This is a genomic window from aff. Roholtiella sp. LEGE 12411, from assembly GCF_015206995.1.
GTDB lineage: Bacteria > Cyanobacteriota > Cyanobacteriia > Cyanobacteriales > Nostocaceae > Komarekiella.
In genome coordinates this window covers 1-16,753 of the sequence record NZ_JADEXR010000128.1, presented here as the reverse complement: position 1 = coordinate 16,753, position 16,753 = coordinate 1, and the positions used below count along the sequence as shown (strand labels likewise).

14 protein-coding genes, 1 other RNA gene and 1 pseudogene are annotated in these 16,753 nt (G+C 43.1%); 6 read left to right on the top strand and 10 right to left on the bottom strand.

Annotated features, from left to right (window positions below; all coding sequences use genetic code 11):
* Nucleotides 1-105: 105 nt before the first annotated feature.
* Nucleotides 106-216: a tetratricopeptide repeat protein gene (locus IQ246_RS31350; protein WP_194005532.1), complete on the top strand. Its 111-nt coding sequence runs from the start codon at nucleotides 106-108 to the stop codon at nucleotides 214-216.
* A 296-nt stretch (nucleotides 217-512) separates the two neighbouring features.
* Here the strand turns inward: IQ246_RS31350 and IQ246_RS22345 are convergent, their stop codons facing one another.
* Both IQ246_RS22345 and IQ246_RS22340 read right to left on the bottom strand, forming a co-directional pair.
* On the bottom strand, nucleotides 513-1,694 hold the full coding sequence (locus tag IQ246_RS22345) for a GNAT family N-acetyltransferase (protein ID WP_194005531.1): 1,182 nt from the start codon (nucleotides 1,692-1,694) through the stop codon (nucleotides 513-515).
* Between the two features lie 236 nt (nucleotides 1,695-1,930).
* Complete coding sequence (locus IQ246_RS22340) at nucleotides 1,931-2,623, bottom strand: RibD family protein (RefSeq protein WP_194005530.1); 693 nt, start codon at nucleotides 2,621-2,623, stop codon at nucleotides 1,931-1,933.
* 291 nt (nucleotides 2,624-2,914) lie between these two features.
* On the opposite strand from IQ246_RS22340, the gene IQ246_RS22335 reads away from it, so the two are divergent.
* A complete protein-coding gene (locus IQ246_RS22335) occupies nucleotides 2,915-4,915 on the top strand; it encodes an ATP-binding protein (RefSeq protein ID WP_194005529.1) in 2,001 nt (666 codons plus the stop codon).
* A 14-nt stretch (nucleotides 4,916-4,929) separates the two neighbouring features.
* On the opposite strand, the pseudogene IQ246_RS22330 reads toward IQ246_RS22335, so the two are convergent.
* Nucleotides 4,930-5,980, bottom strand: a pseudogene (locus tag IQ246_RS22330) (Gfo/Idh/MocA family protein).
* 120 nt (nucleotides 5,981-6,100) lie between these two features.
* Entirely contained in the window at nucleotides 6,101-6,820 is a 720-nt protein-coding gene (gene rnc / locus IQ246_RS22325; RefSeq protein ID WP_194005528.1) for a ribonuclease III, read from the bottom strand.
* Between the two features lie 606 nt (nucleotides 6,821-7,426).
* Between rnc and IQ246_RS22320 the strand changes: the two genes are divergently transcribed.
* Nucleotides 7,427-8,350 (top strand): FTR1 family protein, encoded by a 924-nt coding sequence (locus tag IQ246_RS22320; RefSeq protein WP_194005527.1) that lies wholly within the window; start codon nucleotides 7,427-7,429, stop codon nucleotides 8,348-8,350.
* Nucleotides 8,351-8,698: 348 nt separating this feature from the next.
* On the opposite strand, the gene IQ246_RS22315 is transcribed toward IQ246_RS22320, so the two are convergent.
* Complete coding sequence (locus IQ246_RS22315) at nucleotides 8,699-8,893, bottom strand: hypothetical protein (RefSeq protein ID WP_194005526.1); 195 nt, start codon at nucleotides 8,891-8,893, stop codon at nucleotides 8,699-8,701.
* A 3-nt stretch (nucleotides 8,894-8,896) separates the two neighbouring features.
* On the opposite strand from IQ246_RS22315, the gene IQ246_RS22310 reads away from it, so the two are divergent.
* Complete coding sequence (locus tag IQ246_RS22310) at nucleotides 8,897-9,295, top strand: hypothetical protein (protein WP_194005525.1); 399 nt, start codon at nucleotides 8,897-8,899, stop codon at nucleotides 9,293-9,295.
* A gap of 143 nt (nucleotides 9,296-9,438) precedes the next feature.
* Here the strand turns inward: IQ246_RS22310 and rnpB are convergent.
* From rnpB to groL, 4 genes are all read right to left on the bottom strand, one after another.
* Nucleotides 9,439-9,862, bottom strand: an RNA gene (rnpB, locus tag IQ246_RS22305) — RNase P RNA component class A.
* A gap of 49 nt (nucleotides 9,863-9,911) precedes the next feature.
* Nucleotides 9,912-10,622 (bottom strand): hypothetical protein, encoded by a 711-nt coding sequence (locus IQ246_RS22300; protein ID WP_194005524.1) that lies wholly within the window; start codon nucleotides 10,620-10,622, stop codon nucleotides 9,912-9,914.
* A gap of 63 nt (nucleotides 10,623-10,685) precedes the next feature.
* Nucleotides 10,686-11,828: a magnesium/cobalt transporter CorA gene (gene corA, locus IQ246_RS22295; RefSeq protein WP_194005523.1), complete on the bottom strand. Its 1,143-nt coding sequence runs from the start codon at nucleotides 11,826-11,828 to the stop codon at nucleotides 10,686-10,688.
* A 241-nt stretch (nucleotides 11,829-12,069) separates the two neighbouring features.
* Nucleotides 12,070-13,749 carry a chaperonin GroEL gene (gene groL / locus IQ246_RS22290; protein WP_194005522.1) on the bottom strand — a complete coding sequence of 560 codons (1,680 nt, stop codon included), beginning with the start codon at nucleotides 13,747-13,749 and terminating at the stop codon, nucleotides 12,070-12,072.
* A 157-nt stretch (nucleotides 13,750-13,906) separates the two neighbouring features.
* Here groL and IQ246_RS22285 point away from each other — a divergent pair, with 157 nt between their 5' ends.
* Nucleotides 13,907-14,986 (top strand): MraY family glycosyltransferase, encoded by a 1,080-nt coding sequence (locus IQ246_RS22285; RefSeq protein ID WP_194005521.1) that lies wholly within the window; start codon nucleotides 13,907-13,909, stop codon nucleotides 14,984-14,986.
* Nucleotides 14,987-15,119: 133 nt separating this feature from the next.
* On the opposite strand, the gene fabG is transcribed toward IQ246_RS22285, so the two are convergent.
* On the bottom strand, nucleotides 15,120-15,884 hold the full coding sequence (gene fabG / locus IQ246_RS22280) for a 3-oxoacyl-[acyl-carrier-protein] reductase (protein WP_194005520.1): 765 nt from the start codon (nucleotides 15,882-15,884) through the stop codon (nucleotides 15,120-15,122).
* Nucleotides 15,885-16,196: 312 nt separating this feature from the next.
* Here fabG and trxA point away from each other — a divergent pair, with 312 nt between their 5' ends.
* Nucleotides 16,197-16,514, top strand: a complete 318-nt coding sequence (trxA, locus tag IQ246_RS22275) for a thioredoxin (RefSeq protein WP_194005519.1) — start codon at nucleotides 16,197-16,199, stop codon at nucleotides 16,512-16,514.
* Nucleotides 16,515-16,753: the final 239 nt, after the last annotated feature.

Genomic DNA, 16,753 nt, shown 5'->3' with positions numbered 1-16,753 from the left:
TTGTGGTCAGTTCAACATTGCTGACCACTTTTTCTTTTCAGTGACTTTTCACCTGACCAGATATGTCAATTTTTTATCCATACTTTTCTAAGTATTATTTTCTGCTTGCTTATTTTTAGTCTAAACTTCAGTCAACAAGCAATTGCTGAATACACGCGAGCAATAGAGGTTGATCCCAATTCTGCCGAGGCTTATTTTTACAGAGGTAATACCTAGCTTTAGAAGGACAACCACAAAAGGGGATTGAGGATTTACAGAAAGCTGCGGCTATCTACATATCGAGAGGAGAATCTGAAAGGGCAGCAGCAGTCCGCCAACACGAAGAAATTATTCGCCAAGGCATTCAAGAAGGTGAATTTTAACGAAGAATAGCAGAAATAGCGATCTCGCTAGCTGTTTGAGTTTCACAATTTTACAAAAAGGCAAGATAGCATCTTTAATAAAAGCAAAGTTGTTTGCCGAGTAAATTTTGATTATTCGGCAAATTTTGCTAGGAAAATAGTTCCTCTTCCTTAACCATTTTTCTCACTAAATGGCAACTCCGCATTTATCGCCTCAATCTCCTGCTGTTCTAGTTGATTCACTTCACTGATATAAGGGCGTAAAATTTGCTCTAAACGACTATTGTAAAAGCGGTGCAGACTGTAATTGGGCATAGCAGGGAAACCACGCCGTTTTTTGTGGCGTCCACCTGCACCGGGGTCAAATAGTTGGATACCGTTTGCGATCGCCCACTCAATTGGTGAATAATAGCAAGCATCAAAATGCAAGCAATCTATTTCTTGAAAACTCCCCCAATAGCGTCCATATAGTTTGTCACCTTTAAACAAACAAAACGACATCCCTAGGGGCTGGCGATGATCTTGCTCGCTGTATGCGGCGAAAAATAACACTCGATGGCGATAATCATTATGTAACTGCTCAAAAAATCGCTTTGTTAGATACTTGCTACCCCACCAGCCAAACTTATCACAGGTATCAGCATAGAACTGGTACATCAAAGGAAATAAAGACTTAGGAATTTCATCACCAGTTAGGGCTTGCAATCGCAAACCAGCTTTCTCCACAGCCTTGCGTTCACGCTTGATATTACGACGCTGATTCGCATTGAAAACTGCCAAGTAGTCATCAAAAGTCTTAAACCCAGTATTTTCCCAAACATAGTTGTGGTGCAACCAAGTTGTAAAGCCGTGCCGTTCCAGCACAGGCCGCCATACGGGATCTACGTATAGAAAATGACATCCAGAAATCCGATTTTTGGAGCAGAAAGAATCAATCTCATGCACTATTAGCGCAGTGATTTCATCCTCATCTTCTCCTGGGGCAATTAAGAACCGATAGCCTTCAGCGGGAGTAAATGGAACCATTCCCAGCAATTTTGGGTAATACTGTACTCCAATGCGATCGGCTAACTCTGCCCACTGGTGATCGAATACAAACTCGCCATAACTATGTCCTTTGAGATACAGAGGAGCAGCAGCAATCAGCGTTCTGTCTCGCCATAGTGTTAGGTGATTTGGCAACCAACCAGTTTTAGCCGTAGCACTCTGAGAGGTTTCGAGATTTTTCAGCCACTCCCATTCTAAAAAAGGCGTGTTGAGTGACAGTGCCAAAGTATTCCAGGCTTCTTGGGGTACTTCGGCGATTTTGTTCGTCCAAACGACAGAATAGCGAGGCTTAAGTTGTTCCACCATCGTGTGGCTTTTAAGGGGGATTGGGGATTGGGGACTAGAAGGAGATAGGACTTACGCACACTCTACGAATTCTCGGCGTTCTTCTCTACCAGACGGTGCGCGTTCACGTAGTGTTTCGTAGAGAAGGCGTCTTGGCGGTTTGATAAATTAAGCTTTTTGGCAACTTTTGCGTAAATCCTGGGAGAGAATAACTAAATGACAAATGACAAAATACCCATAGCCTTATTTAGCGTAATCTAATCTGCTGGTTGTTGCAGCCGATAGTGCAAAAACACTTCTTGCTCAACGGTATTAACTTCTAGAAGTTGCAACTTGGGAGCTAAATGAGATAAAAATCCTCTGCCTTCTACGGGCGTGGGTGCAGTAGTACCACCTAAAATCAGCGGACACACAGTCAGCCATAATTCATCAATTAAATTTAATTCCAGCAGAGAAGCAACTAATTCACCCCCACCCAAGACCACTAAGCGTGTTATGTGTAGAGTTGCCAGGTGTTGCAAAGCAGCGGGAGTGTCAATTTTTCCCGTTGGTGTTTCCAAAACTAAAATCTGCTCAAATTCTGAGCGTCCTTGCCAAGAAATCGCCCCCCCTGTTGTCGTAAGCAACCAGCGTTTAACTGGCTGCTTAAAGAAGTTAATCCCCGGATTAAGATTTGCAGAGTGTGTAATGACTATATGAACTGGCTGGAGAGGCTTGCCCTCTCGTGTTCGATGTTCCAACAGGGTTGGATGTGATACGGTAAGTGTTGTACCGTAAGCACGGAGAGTACCAGCCCCAAACAGGACAGCATCAGAGGCAGCGATTTGTTTTTCTAGGTGTGTTTTATCAGCCTTTGAACCAAACCGAGCAGGCGATCGCCTGATATCTGCTATCTTGCCATCTGCACTCATTGCTAAAACAACTGTAGTATGAGGACGATGTTGCATCATTAGGTTGGTTTAATAGTTGTAATATTTTCCTTGCTCGTGTGTTGATTTAAAAAATCCATACCTGCAAGTCACAGTTTACCAATTTCACCACTATATCTATATGCAATGCAAGTCGCTTTTACATCTACCATCTATGAGTTTTGGTATACCATGTTTCTTTTTGCACTATCACAATTTGTTATTTTTAAACATTGAAAATAAAGTTCTGATAACTTCATAAAATGTCTCATTTAGCTGGTCTAATTGCATGTCGTTGCTGTTGTGGTTTACAGATGCGAAGTGAGACACTTAATGGCTAAATTGCGTCAATCATCCTTTCGTCGAATTTTAGTAACAAGAATATTACTTCTGTTCGTTCCAGTGTTATTAATAGGAGAGATTTTTGCCCTTAATAAGGCACGCTCTAGCCTATTGAAGACTGCCCGTCAAAACTTGACAGAAAGCGCCATCAATAAAAGTGAGAAAATTGCCGATGCGATCGCCACCTTAAAAGCTACCTTACTGAGTACAAGTCAAACAACAATAATTCAGTCTGGTTCGCCTCTACAAGCCCAACAGTTTCTCAGTGAAATCAAGCAACAATTGCCAACCCAAATTGAATGTATCCAATTAAGACATATATTCAGCCGCAAGCTGATTGCTAGTAGCTGTGGTAATAGATTAATTGGAGAATTTAAATTAATCCCTAGTAATGGAATTGATATTCAGACCATACCACCGCCAAAAGTAGGAACAACTGGTACAAAACCTACTCCAAATCAACCTCAATTAATATTATCTGCCCCGGTCTATAATCGCCGGGGAAACTTAGTTTCCACCTTAAATATTCAGTCTGTATTGCATCAGCAAACTGAAAACCAGCCAGGGTCGCTCACTGGCTCTATGGTAATAATTGCTGAAGATGGCACAATTCTGGCACATCCTTTGTCAGACTGGGTAGGGACAAATATCGAACAGCACCCAAACGCTTCTCGGCTAAAAAGCGTTATCAAAAAAGCGATTGCGGGGCAAAGGAATTCAATAGATCTATCTTTTGAAAGTGGAAAAGAATTAATAGCTGGCTACACAGCTATTACCAATCCAATTACGAAACAGCAGCAGCAAAAATGGATTATTTTAGCTGTTATTAGTGTGGAAGATGCTCTTTTTGGTTTAGACGAAATAAAATTAATTCTGATTGTTTTAACAGTTGGCTTGATTGGCGCAAGTTTGTTAGCATCGCTCTATCTCGCTCCTTACCTGGCACGTCCTGTAGAAGAACTGCGAGACTACGCTCTAAATATTCACTCTCACCATGCCGCACAACCAGTTCCGCACAACTTCAAAATCCGGGAGTTTAATCAACTAGCACAAGCACTAGACCAAATGGTCGAGCGTCTCAAAGCTTGGGCAGAAGAACTAGAAATAGCTTGGAAAGAAGCGAAAACTGCTAATCAGATTAAAAGCCAGTTTTTAGCTACCACTTCCCATGAATTGCGAAACCCATTACATATTATTATTAACTGTATTCGCCTGGTTGAAGATGGTTTATGCGATAACCGGGAAGAAGAAATGGAGTTCCTCAAGCGTGCTGATGAAACAGCGATTCATTTACTAAGTATTATTAATGATTTGCTCGACATTTCTAAAATTGAAGCAGGTAAACTTTCAGTAGTAATAGCACCAATTGACCTCCGAAAAATACTGTTAGAAGTAATCAATTTACAATCAGTTAATGTTCAACACAAAGGCTTGCAGTTGAAATGTGAGCTAGGGGCTGAACCGATACCAATTAAAGCAGATGCGGCAAAACTTAAGCAGGTGCTGATTAACGTCATTGGTAACGCTACTAAGTTCACCGAAACGGGAAGCATCACCATTACTACAAAAGTTCAATATAGTGCTGGCAAATCTGAGGTTGTAGTAACAGTCAAAGATACAGGTATGGGCATTGAACCTGCTCAACAGCATAAACTATTTCGCCCTTTTGTAATGGTGGATACAACCACACCCCAATTTGAAGGTACGGGATTGGGACTGGCGATTTCACGAAACTTAATCGAACTCATGGGAGGTAAAATTACTCTTGAGAGTGTAGGTCTTGATCAAGGTACAACAGTCAGCATTACATTACCTTTAATCGATATCTCTTTATTATCAGCCCCAGAGAAAAAAGAGGACTTAGGAAATCTTGGATTTCCCTCTGAGGATGAAGAAACTAAAGTAAGCCGTTATCCTAAGGGATTGCCAAGAAATAAATTATCTAATAAACGAACCACAGAGACACAGAGAACGCGGAGAATTGAGGAATAGAGAAGGTTGTTGCGTCAGTTTTTACGCAGAAAAACAGGTTTACCGCCTTGCTGAAGAGATGCTGTTAAAGCATCCAGAATTTCTACTAACTTTGTGCCTACCCAGCCAGAGGAAACCTCTGAGGGAGTATTTTTGAGGATAGAGACAACAAAGCGATCGCAAACTCGCTGCAATGGTTCGCCTGTTTCTAGTTCCAGTACTTCTTGCCTTTGATTCACAGGCATAAATTGATTTCCCTTTTGTTCAAACTCACCATGTAGCAGCGTCAGCGGTGATAGGAGTGACATTTCATCAAAAATCAAGCTACCAAGACTGCCTACAACCCCCAGTCGTCGCTGTTTATCGGGATTCAGCCAACACAGGTGAATATATGCCTGAAAGCCATCTGGATATGTCAACGTCACCCAAACTAGATCGGCTAGTCCCTCCCCTTCCTCCACTCCCCCCTTCCTCCACTCTCCCCTGTAGCCACACTGTACCCGTTGCTTGTACTTTCACGGGTAGTTGACCCAGCCAGGTATTAAAGATGGCAATATCATGAATGGCTAAGTCCCACAGTACATCAACATCTTGCCGGACAGGGCCTAAATGGGTACGGGTGGCATAGCCGTAGCGTAAATCACCTAATTTCCCTGCTTGAACTATAGCTTGCCCTCGCTCAACTGCTGGGTGAAATAAATAAGTGTGGTCAACCATAAGTATTGAGTGCTGTTGCTCTGCCAAGTGGCAAAGTTCCTGGCATTCAATTGGGTTGAGAGTTAAGGGTTTTTCTGCCAAAACATGGTATCCCTGCTGGAGAGCGTCCCGAATTAAGGCATAGTGGGTAATAGCGGGAGTAGCGATCGCCACCCCTGTTAACCCTGGCACTTGCTTTAGAGCCTGCCACTCAGTTGTTAATACGATATTTTCATCTAAATTAAACTGCTGTTTTACTGCTAATAATCGTTCTAAAGTCGGGTCTAGTACTGCAACTACATTTGCTTGGGGATGTGCTAAAAAATTCCGTAGTAAATGCACTCCCCAGCGCCCAACCCCGATGACAGCGATTTTAATTTTGTTTGTCATTTGTCATTAGTCATTAGTCATTTGTCATTTGTATACAAAGGACGTAGACGTGTCAACGACTTACCCGAAGCTCAGACAAATGACAATCAACTGATTATCAGCTTCAACTGTCTTTTGAATTCAGGATTTTTCCGGATTACTGATTGCAAAAAATGCTACTTTGGCTGCTGCTTGTTCAGCGGCTTTGATCGAACGCCCTTTACCTTGCCCAAGCTTTTTTCCGTGCAGCCATACTTCAGCCACGAAACGCTCTTGATTGTGATGCGGTTGACCGACTTCCACAACCCGATACTCTGGTAAAACTTTAAATTGTGCCTGAGTCCATTCTTGCAGAGCCGCTTTGTAGTTAAGTCTGGCTGGATCAAGGCGAATTTCTGTTGCTAGTTGTTGGAAGTGGGGATCTAGCCAAGGGCGAATTAGTTCAAGATTTTGAGTGCTTAAATAAAGCGCACCTAGAACTGCTTCAAAGGCATCTGCTAGTCGTGACTCTTGACCAATTTTATCAGCGGTAGCACTGCCAGCAACAAGTAAGTATAACTCGAAACCGTATTCTCTAGCTAGTTGGGCAAGGACGCGATCGCTCACCAATACCGAGCGAATCGCGGCAAAATCCCCTACTGGACAATCGGGATAATGTTCCCATAACACAACGGCTGCCACCAAACGTACCACAGCATCCCCAACAAACTCCAGTTGTTCATAGTTTGCTGTCTCAGAAACAGTTGGATGAGTCAGCGCCAAATCCAAAAGCTGCCACTTTATTGGTGCTTCTGGTGGCATACCTAATTTTTGTACTAAACTTTCGAGTTGCCGCTGACGGCGTGGATAAGCTAGAGACATTATTCATTAGTCACTAATGATCATTAGTCATTAACAAATTACTAATGACAAAAATCGGGAGACAGGACATAAATAAGCCGAGTTACATAGTTAACTCTTATTTAGCAAGGTTACAGACTTTGACACTCTCGGTGTCTTTAGACACGCTCGATTCTTTAATCAAAGACGTTGCTTACTCAGAATTTATTTTGCCTATAAAAACTGTATTATACGTAATGGTTGAAATACAAACTTCGTACAATCAAGTTCTTGTCACCCTATTATCTCTCTTAAATGCTGATAATTCTCTAACTATTACTTCAATAACTTTACAATGCTGATTTTTTAGTACAATTTTACTATGATCAAGAATAGTTGCCATCGATTTGATAGGCTGGTTTTTAGGCGGTTTTGCCATGATCGATTGATTATATCATAGTGACGCTCACCGAATGCACAGTAGTTTTGGCATCAGGATTAGCGATCGCCCAAGCTCATTTGCTCTGCACCTAATCATAAAGAACTAATTTATTCTTTGTTCTCAACCCTGATCCCCAGTCCCTTTTACTTCCCTGTTCCTGTCCCGCAGAAACATCTGCTACTGAAATTATTTAATATTAATGTCTTATGAATTGGAGTGCTGCATTACCAACCTTTTTGATTACTTTAAGAGAAGGTGTAGAAGCTGCTTTAGTTGTCGGAATTGTCTTCGCCTGTTTACAGCAAGCTGAACAACAAAAATTGCATCGTTGGGTATATTTAGGAGTTTTCAGCGCCACTTTAGCTAGTTTTGTTGTTGGTTTACTTCTGCGTGCGGGAATCCAAGGATTGCAGACATCCGATCTGCTTTATGGGCCAGTTTTCAAGCAATTATTCGAGGTCGGACTAGGCGTAATTGCGATCGCCATGCTCAGCTGGATGCTGATCTGGATGACGCGACAAGCACGATTTCTCAAGGCGGAAATTGAAGGTTCCGTCACAAGTGCTTTGGGTCAAGATAACCGTGCAGCTTGGGCAATTTTCAGCTTAATTTTTATTGCCGTTTTTCGGGAAGGCTTAGAGACAGCTTTGTTTATTGTCGCTAAATTTCAAGAAGGCTTAACACCAGTACTTGGAGCCATAGGAGGACTAACTACAGCAGTTTTAATCGGGATGCTGCTGTTTAAGTGGAGTATCCGCATTAACTTGAGCCAATTTTTCCAAGCAATGGGCGTATTTTTGCTGTTGATTGTCTCTGGTTTGGTGATTTCTACCCTCCGCCATCTTGATGCTGCGGCGATCGCTTTTAGTCAAATTAATTCCTCAGTTATTGAAAATTGTGGACAAGGAAATACCTCTTGTCTTTTGGGCCCTCAGATTTGGGATCTCTCAGGTATTTTACCCGACCGACAGTTTCCGGGAATCTTGCTGAAAACTTTATTTGGCTATACCCAAAAGCTGTATTTAGTTCAAGCTGTGGGGTATCTCCTGTTTTGGGCGATCGTGGGTAGCCTCTACTTCCGCAGTCTTAGCCAGCCTACACAATTCAAACCAGCAACAAAACTCAATTGATAAGCGTTTATCCTTGCGATCGCACGAGTATGCGAATAGTTATCAGGGTTAAAAGTCTCTTAGTGCTTAGGTTTTATGATTAGTTTATCTCATTCGCTCACTGGCAACTGCTATATGTCCAAGAATTTTACTTGCCAGAAATGTTGAATCTGTTGATAACACTTTAATTTTTTACTCCCCATCTCTTTAGATGGATTTTGTTTAAAAAAATTCTGAATATTATGAGTGCAGGGTAAACACACATGATTGCTGAAATGCTTACTGGATAAGGAGCTTGATCAAAAAATCAGCTTGATAAGCAAACACCAAAACCCTTGTATTGAAAGGATTTTTTTCCTTTAGATGTGTTTACCCTGGTGCTGGGAAAACTTGCACGCCCAAATTGAACACAGAGGTGGGCTGACTTATACAGCTCATTGACTCTAACTTTTTGAAAGCTAGAAACAGAAAGTATTTCGAGAGCCAATGCTGTTCACCGCATCTGTGCGATCGCAGTTCTGAAGTTTCCTCAGTGTACAAAACTTTTTTGGCACGGTGGGCCATTTTATGCCTAAATATTGTCGTGATCAAGCCAGAGATGAACTTTGGTTAATGATGGGAGGTGGAGTAACAGCAGGAGTTGCTGGTTGGGTTCCTGTTATGGGCGCATTAACCTTTCAAACTGGTTTAGCTGGTGTACAAGCAACTGTAGTAACTCGAATTGCTCAAGTTTATGATGTGGATTTAATACCTGCTGGTGGGTTAGGAGCAATAGCCGCAGCAATTATAGCAATGGGCGGAGGACAATTACTTTTCCGGATAGGCGGTATCATAGCAGGATTTATTCCAGGTATCGGACAAGTTGTTCAACCTGCAATTGGAGCTGCTGCGGTTAAGGTCTTTGGCGAAGTTGCTATTGCCTACTTTGAAAATATGTATCCTAACAAAATCTACAATCAAAACTAGAAGTAAGAAAACTTTCTGGGTAAAAAAGTCTCTGGAGAGGACTGATTTTCACTTACATAGCGTAGATGCGCCTAGTACACGACTAACTGGCAATTTCCATAAATAATGGATTACAAAAGCAAAAGCCTCCATAATCCATTATGGGAGAGAGCAGGACATAAGCCGGGTTCTGTTCTCTTGCGAGGGCAGTTATCTATCTGGGACGCCTGTTACCAGACGCCTCAAGCGGCTCTTTTTGAGAGGAACTGGTAAAAGACCAACCATAGTTCCTTTCGCCTTGCTTCCAACCGGGGTTTACCGAGCCAGCGCCTCTCGACGCTGCTGGTGCGCTCTTACCGCACCTTTGCACCCTTGCCAAATTAGTCCTTTGTCGTTAGTCCTTTGTCCTTTGTTCTTTCACAAATGACTAATGACTAATAACTAATGACTAATTGGCGGTATCTTTCTGTGGCACTATCCTCACGATCGCTCGCACTGGACGTTATCCAGCAAGTTTGGTCTTTCGGAAGCCCGGACTTTCCTCAAACCAGCCAGTATGGCTGATCTGCAACCGCCTGCGCCTACTCCTTCCCTAGATCCAGTGTAATCTTGGATGGCATCCTGCGTCTGGTTAGGATTATTTCTTTTTATTCCAAGGTAAGGCGTATGTCCAAGGTAGTTTCCTGATGGTGAAAGGACAATTGATAATACACATTGGGGGAACATTGATACCTGGCGCTAGACCTACACGTACCTCAGATATTCGCAACACTAATTGTAGGGAAAATTTCAACTCCTCTCTTCTATTTATGAAATTGTTGTACAACTTTTTTTGCGGTGGCGCACCAGATTTCAGCCCAGTTATATTAACTATGGGTTTTTTGGCTGTGTAAGTTCCAGTTACTTGATCGCGCTCGAATACATTTTCTGATGTTACCGTTTCGGTAAGTGTTTTTTGAGGAACAATCAAGCTGGGACTTTGTGGTACAGCTAAGTCACGAGTCAAGTCTGGTGATTTCCGAATCACGCGGCGCGATTCCTTACTATGTTCGACTACCAAAGAGCTATTATCCCAATCAACGTATACGGCAATGTTATCGGATTTATTTTCAATGCTAATTTGCAAATCTTTGAGAGCATCAATTGCGTATGAGGCTTTGAGTTTACAGGAAATTCCTATCTGATTTTGGAGATTTTGTTCTTTGAGTTGTTCATCGACAACTCCTTTTTTAAACTCAAATTTCACTTGATCGTCGATTGATTCAATCATGCGATTGAAGACATAAGAAACACCAATAATATAAAGCGTCAAAACTACTAAATTCTGGTCACTACTACTAGTTCTCATAACTCAAAATATCAACTCCATCTGATGATTTTGTATATTCTACTCATTGCTCATTACCAATCTTCAATCACGCTTAATTGACGAAGAATTTTCGAGCCAGCCCCGCTGCCAAAATAAGAATAGCAAGCCAAATCCGATCACTGCCATTACTGCTAGGCAAATCGGATAGCCCCAATACCAATTCAATTCAGGCATATTATATGGTGACTTTTCAGTATTAAAATTCATCCCATATATACCAACTACAAAAGTCAGTGGAATAAAAATTGCTGAAACCACTGTCAGCAACTTCATGACTTCATTCATTCTGTTACTCACTGCCGAAAGATATACATCCATTAAACCAGATGCTAATTCTCGGTAAGTTTCCACCATGTCCATCACTTGTACTGCGTGGTCATAACAATCTCGCAGGTAGATTCTTACCTCTTCACTAATAAGTTCACTGCCATCTCGAATCAAAGAATTAATTGCATCCCGCTGGGGCCAGATTGCACGACGTAATTGCAGTAATTCTCGCCTAATGTGATAGATATTTTGTAATGTTTGCCGGGTAGGGTTGGCTATTACTTCCTCCTCTAACTCTTCGATTCGATCGCCGTAAAGCTCCAGTACTGGAAAAAAGCCATCAATAATTGCATCTAACAGAGTGTAAGCTAAATAATCGGCTCCCTGTTTACGGATGATACCTTTACCTTTTTCAATTCGCGATCGCACCCCTTCAAAGCAATCATGGTCTGGTTCCTCCTGTACTGTGAGCAAATAATTTTTCCCTAATATCAAACTCACTTGCTCACTATAAAAACCACATGTTCTTTGCTTTGGCACAACCATACGGGCAATGAATACTAGTTGGTCTTCATAATCCTCTACTTTGGGACGCTCTGGTACATTGACCACATCTTCTAAAACCAGCGGATGTAAATCAAAAACCTGAGCCAATCTTTGTAATATATCTGGACTGCCTAAACCTTGCACGTCTACCCAAGAAACGGATTTTGTATCTAGATAGGAAGCACACTCCTCCGGGGTTGCTACTTGGTGGCGGGTGAAATTAGTTTGGTTGTAGTCAATCAAAAAAATTATCGGTGGTGGAGCATCTGCATCGACAACAATAGTTCCTGGTAAAGTCCCTGGATAGTGATAAAACTCATCTGCATGTTGCTTAGTTACCAATCTGGCAAGGCGGCGTAGTTTTCGTGCCATAAAATTTAAAATTTAACCTAATAGACAGGAGATAGGAATTAAGGGTAGAGCGATTAATCGCGTCTCTACAACAAACAGGAGCTTTCTATATTTTGAATGCAGCTTGGTATGACAATGTACTAGATTGCCTCTAAATCAGCAATGGTATAAAAAAAACAGTTTGCCTTGGCAAGACAAACTGCGTAAAGTACCTCTGTTAATTTTGATGGGTACGAAAATGGCTTCCAGATGTAATTGACTACTACATCATGCCCATGCCGCCCATGCCGCCCATGCCACCCATGCCGCCCATACCACCCATACCGCCCATGCCGCCCATGTCAGGGGCACCACCAGCAGGTTTCTTCTCAGGCTTTTCCACGACAACGGCTTCGGTGGTTAAAACCATACCAGCAATCGAAGCGGCGTTTTGCAAAGCTGAGCGCACGACTTTAGCAGGATCGATAATACCGGCAGCAATCAAGTCTTCAAAGTCCCCGGTAGCAGCGTTGTAGCCAATGTTAAATTCGGTGTCCCGCACTCTGGAGACAATGACGGAACCTTCAGCACCGGCGTTTTCTGCTATTTGACGCAAGGGAGCTTCTAGCGCTCGCCCAACAATCTCAGCCCCGATTTTTTCTTCATCTTTTAAGGTATTTTTAAACACTTCTACGTTTTTGGCCAAGTGAATGAGGGTCGTCCCACCACCAGGAACGATGCCTTCTTCCACAGCAGCTTTAGTGGCGTTCAGTGCGTCTTCAATGCGTAGTTTGCGGTCTTTGAGTTCGGTTTCCGTGGCTGCACCCACTTTAATCACGGCTACGCCGCCAGCTAGCTTGGCGATGCGTTCTTGAAGTTTTTCTTGATCGTAGTCAGAATCAGTTTCTTCCAATTGCTTGCGAATTTGCGCGATCCGCTTTTGCACTTCTGGCTTGGTGGTACTGCCAGCTACAATTGTGGTGCTTTCTTTGTCAATGGTGATTTTACGGGCAGTTCCCAATGCTTCCAAAGAAGCGGTATCTAGGCTTAAGCCGATTTCTTCAGAAATCAACTGTCCATCAGTGATAATGGCAATATCTTGTAACAAAGCTTTGCGGCGATCGCCAAATCCAGGTGCTTTAATAGCAGCTACGGCAAGTACACCCCGCGCTTTGTTCACCACCAAAGTTGCCAAAGCATCCCCTTCCACATCTTCAGCTACAATCAGCAAGGGTTGACCTAAACGGGCAACTTTTTCCAAAACTGGCACTAAATCCTGGATGCTGCTGATTTTCTTGTCAGTAATCAGGATGCGAGCGTTTTCAAATTCCACTATTTGTCGCTCGTTGTTGGTGATGAAGTAGGGAGAAATGTAACCCCTGTCAATCTGCATCCCCTCAACGACTTCTAGTTCGGTTGTCAGGGATTTGGATTCTTCAACGGTAATTACACCGTCTTTGGTGACTTTCTCCATTGCTTCGGCTATCATACTACCGACTTCTTCATCATTGCCAGCTGAGACGGTGGCGACTTGGGCGATCGCACTTCCTTCCACTGGCTTAGCCACTTTGGCAATTTCTTGTACCAGTGCTTCGATAGTTTTGTCGATCCCGCGCTTCAAACTAACTGGGTTAGTACCAGCCGCGACATTCTTCAAACCTTCACGAATCAACGCCTGTGCCAAAACTGTAGCAGTTGTGGTACCATCCCCGGCAACATCTTTAGTTTTTGATGCCACCTCTTGGATTAGTCTTGCACCAGTATTTTCCAAAGGATCTTCTAATTCAATTTCCTTGGCAACAGTGATACCATCGTTGACAATTTGGGGTGCGCCAAATTTTTTCTCTAAAAGGACGTTGCGACCTTTTGGGCCCAAGGTGATTTTTACGGCATCGGCAAGGGCGTTAACACCCCTCTCCAGCGCTCGCCGCGATTCCTCGTCAAATGCAATAATTTTCGCCATGTTTTATTTTTCCAGCGCTTCCATTAGACAATTTAGCACTCACAGGTCAAGAGTGCTAATTCTCCAACAAACTCAGGTTACAAATAGAAACAAAAAAATTGATTAATATACAGTTGATGCTCATATTAGATACTGGCAGTAATGCTTGAATTGGGAGATGAATCTAGACAACTCCCTTAAGTCCCTTGGTATTGCCGACCCTAGCGGCACCGGCTGGTTGGCAGTAGTATTTACTTTTCTCTTCGCTTGGCTTGTAACGTGGCGTTTGATTCCCACAGTACGTAAATTTGCCTTGCGGGTCGGTTGGGCTGACCAACCCAACGCACGGCGACTCAACCGAGAACCTTTACCCAATGCAGGAGGGCTGGCTATTTATGCGGGAGTGATTGCTGCACTGGTACTAGCTAGCCTCTTACGACCTATCGAACTCCAAAGCGTATTGGCTCAGGTGCTGACTGTTTTGTTAGGGGGTTCGATATTAGTGCTTGTTGGCTTTATCGACGACCAGTTCGGCTTACCTCCTTCTGTTCGCTTGTGGGCGCAGATTATTACGGCACTTTTGCTGGTTGCTAATGGCATCAGTATTAAAGTCGCTTTTGGCACCCCCATAGACTCACTCCTGTCAATGTCGCTAACGGTGCTTTGGGTAGTAGGTATTACCAACGCCATTAACTTGATGGATGGGATGGATGGTTTGGCGGGAGGAATCAGCTTTATCACCGCTATGAGTTTGTTAGGAGTTTCAGCTCAGTTTCCTAATCGTGCGGCAGCAACCTTAGTTCTAGCAGCCTTGGGAGGTGGGGCACTGGGCTTTTTACGTCATAACTTCCACCCCTCACGCATTATTATGGGTGATGCCGGAGCATACTTTTTTGGCTATGTACTGGCAGCAACCAGCATTTTAGGCAGGCTCCAACAAAATACAGTTTATGCTCTGATACCCACGGTTTTATTTCTGCTGTTGCCAGTGCTGGACACTACTCAGGTATTCGTGCGACGGATACTGGCAGGAAACAACCCTCTCAGTACTCCTGGCAAAGATCACTTGCACCACCGCTTACTTGCTTGGGGACTCTCCCAGCGCCACGCTGCATATACCCTTTGGTCAATTACCTTGGTTTGCAACTTGCTGGCTATGAGAATACAAGGCATGAGCGCAGTAGTAATGCTTACTACCGCTAGTAGCATTATCATCTTGTTAGGTTTTACTGTTTGGCAAAGGATGCGTCAACAGTAATGAAAACTGCTGTAATTAGTGAATTAAAAACTGTTGACAACTCTTACGACTTATTCAGCACGGGCTACGGTAACAGTACTTACTTATACAGACGCGATTAATCTTGTACAGACGCGATTAATCGCGTTTCAGTTTACGCCATCACCATGCCACCATCGACATTAAACACTTGTCCGGTGATGTAGGCGGCTGCGGGATCAGCCGCGAGGAAGCGTACCATCCCAGCAACTTCTTCTGGTTGACCGTAGCGATTTAAAGGGATGTATTTCAGAATCTCATCGGCTTTGAGATCGTTTGTCATATCGGTGACGATGAAACCAGGGGCGACGGCGTTAACGGTAATGCCACGAGAAGCGAGTTCTTTGGCAACGGTTTTGGTAAAGCCGATGACACCTGCTTTGGCAGCGCTATAGTTTGCCTGCCCTGGGTTGCCCACTTGTCCAGCGACGGAGGCAATATTGATAATTCGCCCAGAACGTTGCTTGAGCATGATTTTACTAACGGCACGCGTGCATAAAAAAACACCAGTAAGATTAAGGTCTATTACGGCTTGCCACTCTTCTAGCTTCATCCGTAAAAGCAATGTGTCGCGCGTGATACCCGCGTTGTTGACTAAGATATCGATGCGTTTAAACTTGTCTATGACTGTGTTAATCAGTGAGTCTACTTGGTCAATTTTAGAGACATCAGCTTGTAGAGCGATCGCGCTTCCACCCGCTGCGGTAATTTCCGCAACTAAATTGTCAGCGGCGGCATTAGAAGTGGCATAGTTAACAATTACATTGGCTCCTTGCGTGGCTAATTCAAGTGCGATCGCTCTCCCAATTCCTCGTGAAGCACCTGTGATAACTGCTACCTTTCCTTGCAAAAGTTGCAAATTTTCGTTCAAGACTTCCATGAAATATTCCTCAACATTTTGAATCACCGCGCTAATTATCTTATGGCGATTAGTACCTAGAACTTGTAGGATTTTGCGGAAAGTTTGTAGCAATATCCCGTAGGGTGCGCTAAAACTCGACTTTCATAACTTGATCAAGACAGATTTTGAATTTAAATTCTACCTAACGCCTACATCACCCTAAAAAAGGCGTCTATGTCTTTTGGAACAGTAGTGAAATTGAGCAACAATAAAAACAAAATGATGTTACACCGATTCTAGATATCACGCATTACTATTGAAATCAAACAATAAAAAATCGGTGTGTATTACATGGCTACTAAAAAGCAATTCAACAGCTTTGAAGAGATGTTGTCTGGTTCTGATGTACCTGTGTTGGTAGATTTTTACGCTGACTGGTGCGGCCCCTGTCAGATGATGGTGCCAATTTTAGAGCAAGTCAATGCCCAACTTCAAAACCGCCTGCGTATAGTCAAAATTGACACGGAAAAATACGCTGATTTGGCAACTAAGTATCAAATTTATGCTTTACCAACCTTGGTATTATTTAAGCAGGGTCAACCCGTAGAACGGATTGAAGGTGTAATGCAAGCACAACAGTTGGTAGAACATCTACAAACAATTATATAAACGGGCAAAGGGCAAAGGGCAAAGGGCAAAGGGCAAAGGGCAAAGGGCAAAGGGCAAAGGGCAAAGGGCAAAGGGCAAAGGGCAAGGGGCAAGGGGCAAAGGGCAAGGGGCAAAAAAATGAACTAGGTCGCCACGCCACTTGCTCCACAATTTCACTTGCTTTTTACCTTTACTCCTTTCCCTTCTTTTATTGAAAGCGACAAGGCGACAGGCTTCGGGCATTGGTAGCTTCTTTACCA

Excerpts from the sequence above, each read along its gene's own strand:
- IQ246_RS22340 (WP_194005530.1), bottom strand. The coding sequence starts at position 2,623 with ATGATGCAACATCGTCCTCATACTACAGTTGTTTTAGCAATGAGTGCA.
- IQ246_RS22300 (WP_194005524.1), bottom strand. The coding sequence starts at position 10,622 with ATGAGAACTAGTAGTAGTGACCAGAATTTAGTAGTTTTGACGCTTTAT.
- fabG (WP_194005520.1), bottom strand. The coding sequence starts at position 15,884 with ATGGAAGTCTTGAACGAAAATTTGCAACTTTTGCAAGGAAAGGTAGCA.
- IQ246_RS22285 (WP_194005521.1), top strand. The coding sequence starts at position 13,907 with ATGAATCTAGACAACTCCCTTAAGTCCCTTGGTATTGCCGACCCTAGC.
- groL (WP_194005522.1), bottom strand. The coding sequence starts at position 13,749 with ATGGCGAAAATTATTGCATTTGACGAGGAATCGCGGCGAGCGCTGGAG.
- IQ246_RS22335 (WP_194005529.1), top strand. The coding sequence starts at position 2,915 with ATGGCTAAATTGCGTCAATCATCCTTTCGTCGAATTTTAGTAACAAGA.
- IQ246_RS22320 (WP_194005527.1), top strand. The coding sequence starts at position 7,427 with ATGAATTGGAGTGCTGCATTACCAACCTTTTTGATTACTTTAAGAGAA.
- IQ246_RS22315 (WP_194005526.1), bottom strand. The coding sequence starts at position 8,893 with ATGGCCCACCGTGCCAAAAAAGTTTTGTACACTGAGGAAACTTCAGAA.
- IQ246_RS22345 (WP_194005531.1), bottom strand. The coding sequence starts at position 1,694 with ATGGTGGAACAACTTAAGCCTCGCTATTCTGTCGTTTGGACGAACAAA.
- rnc (WP_194005528.1), bottom strand. The coding sequence starts at position 6,820 with ATGTCTCTAGCTTATCCACGCCGTCAGCGGCAACTCGAAAGTTTAGTA.
- trxA (WP_194005519.1), top strand. The coding sequence starts at position 16,197 with ATGGCTACTAAAAAGCAATTCAACAGCTTTGAAGAGATGTTGTCTGGT.
- IQ246_RS22310 (WP_194005525.1), top strand. The coding sequence starts at position 8,897 with ATGCCTAAATATTGTCGTGATCAAGCCAGAGATGAACTTTGGTTAATG.
- corA (WP_194005523.1), bottom strand. The coding sequence starts at position 11,828 with ATGGCACGAAAACTACGCCGCCTTGCCAGATTGGTAACTAAGCAACAT.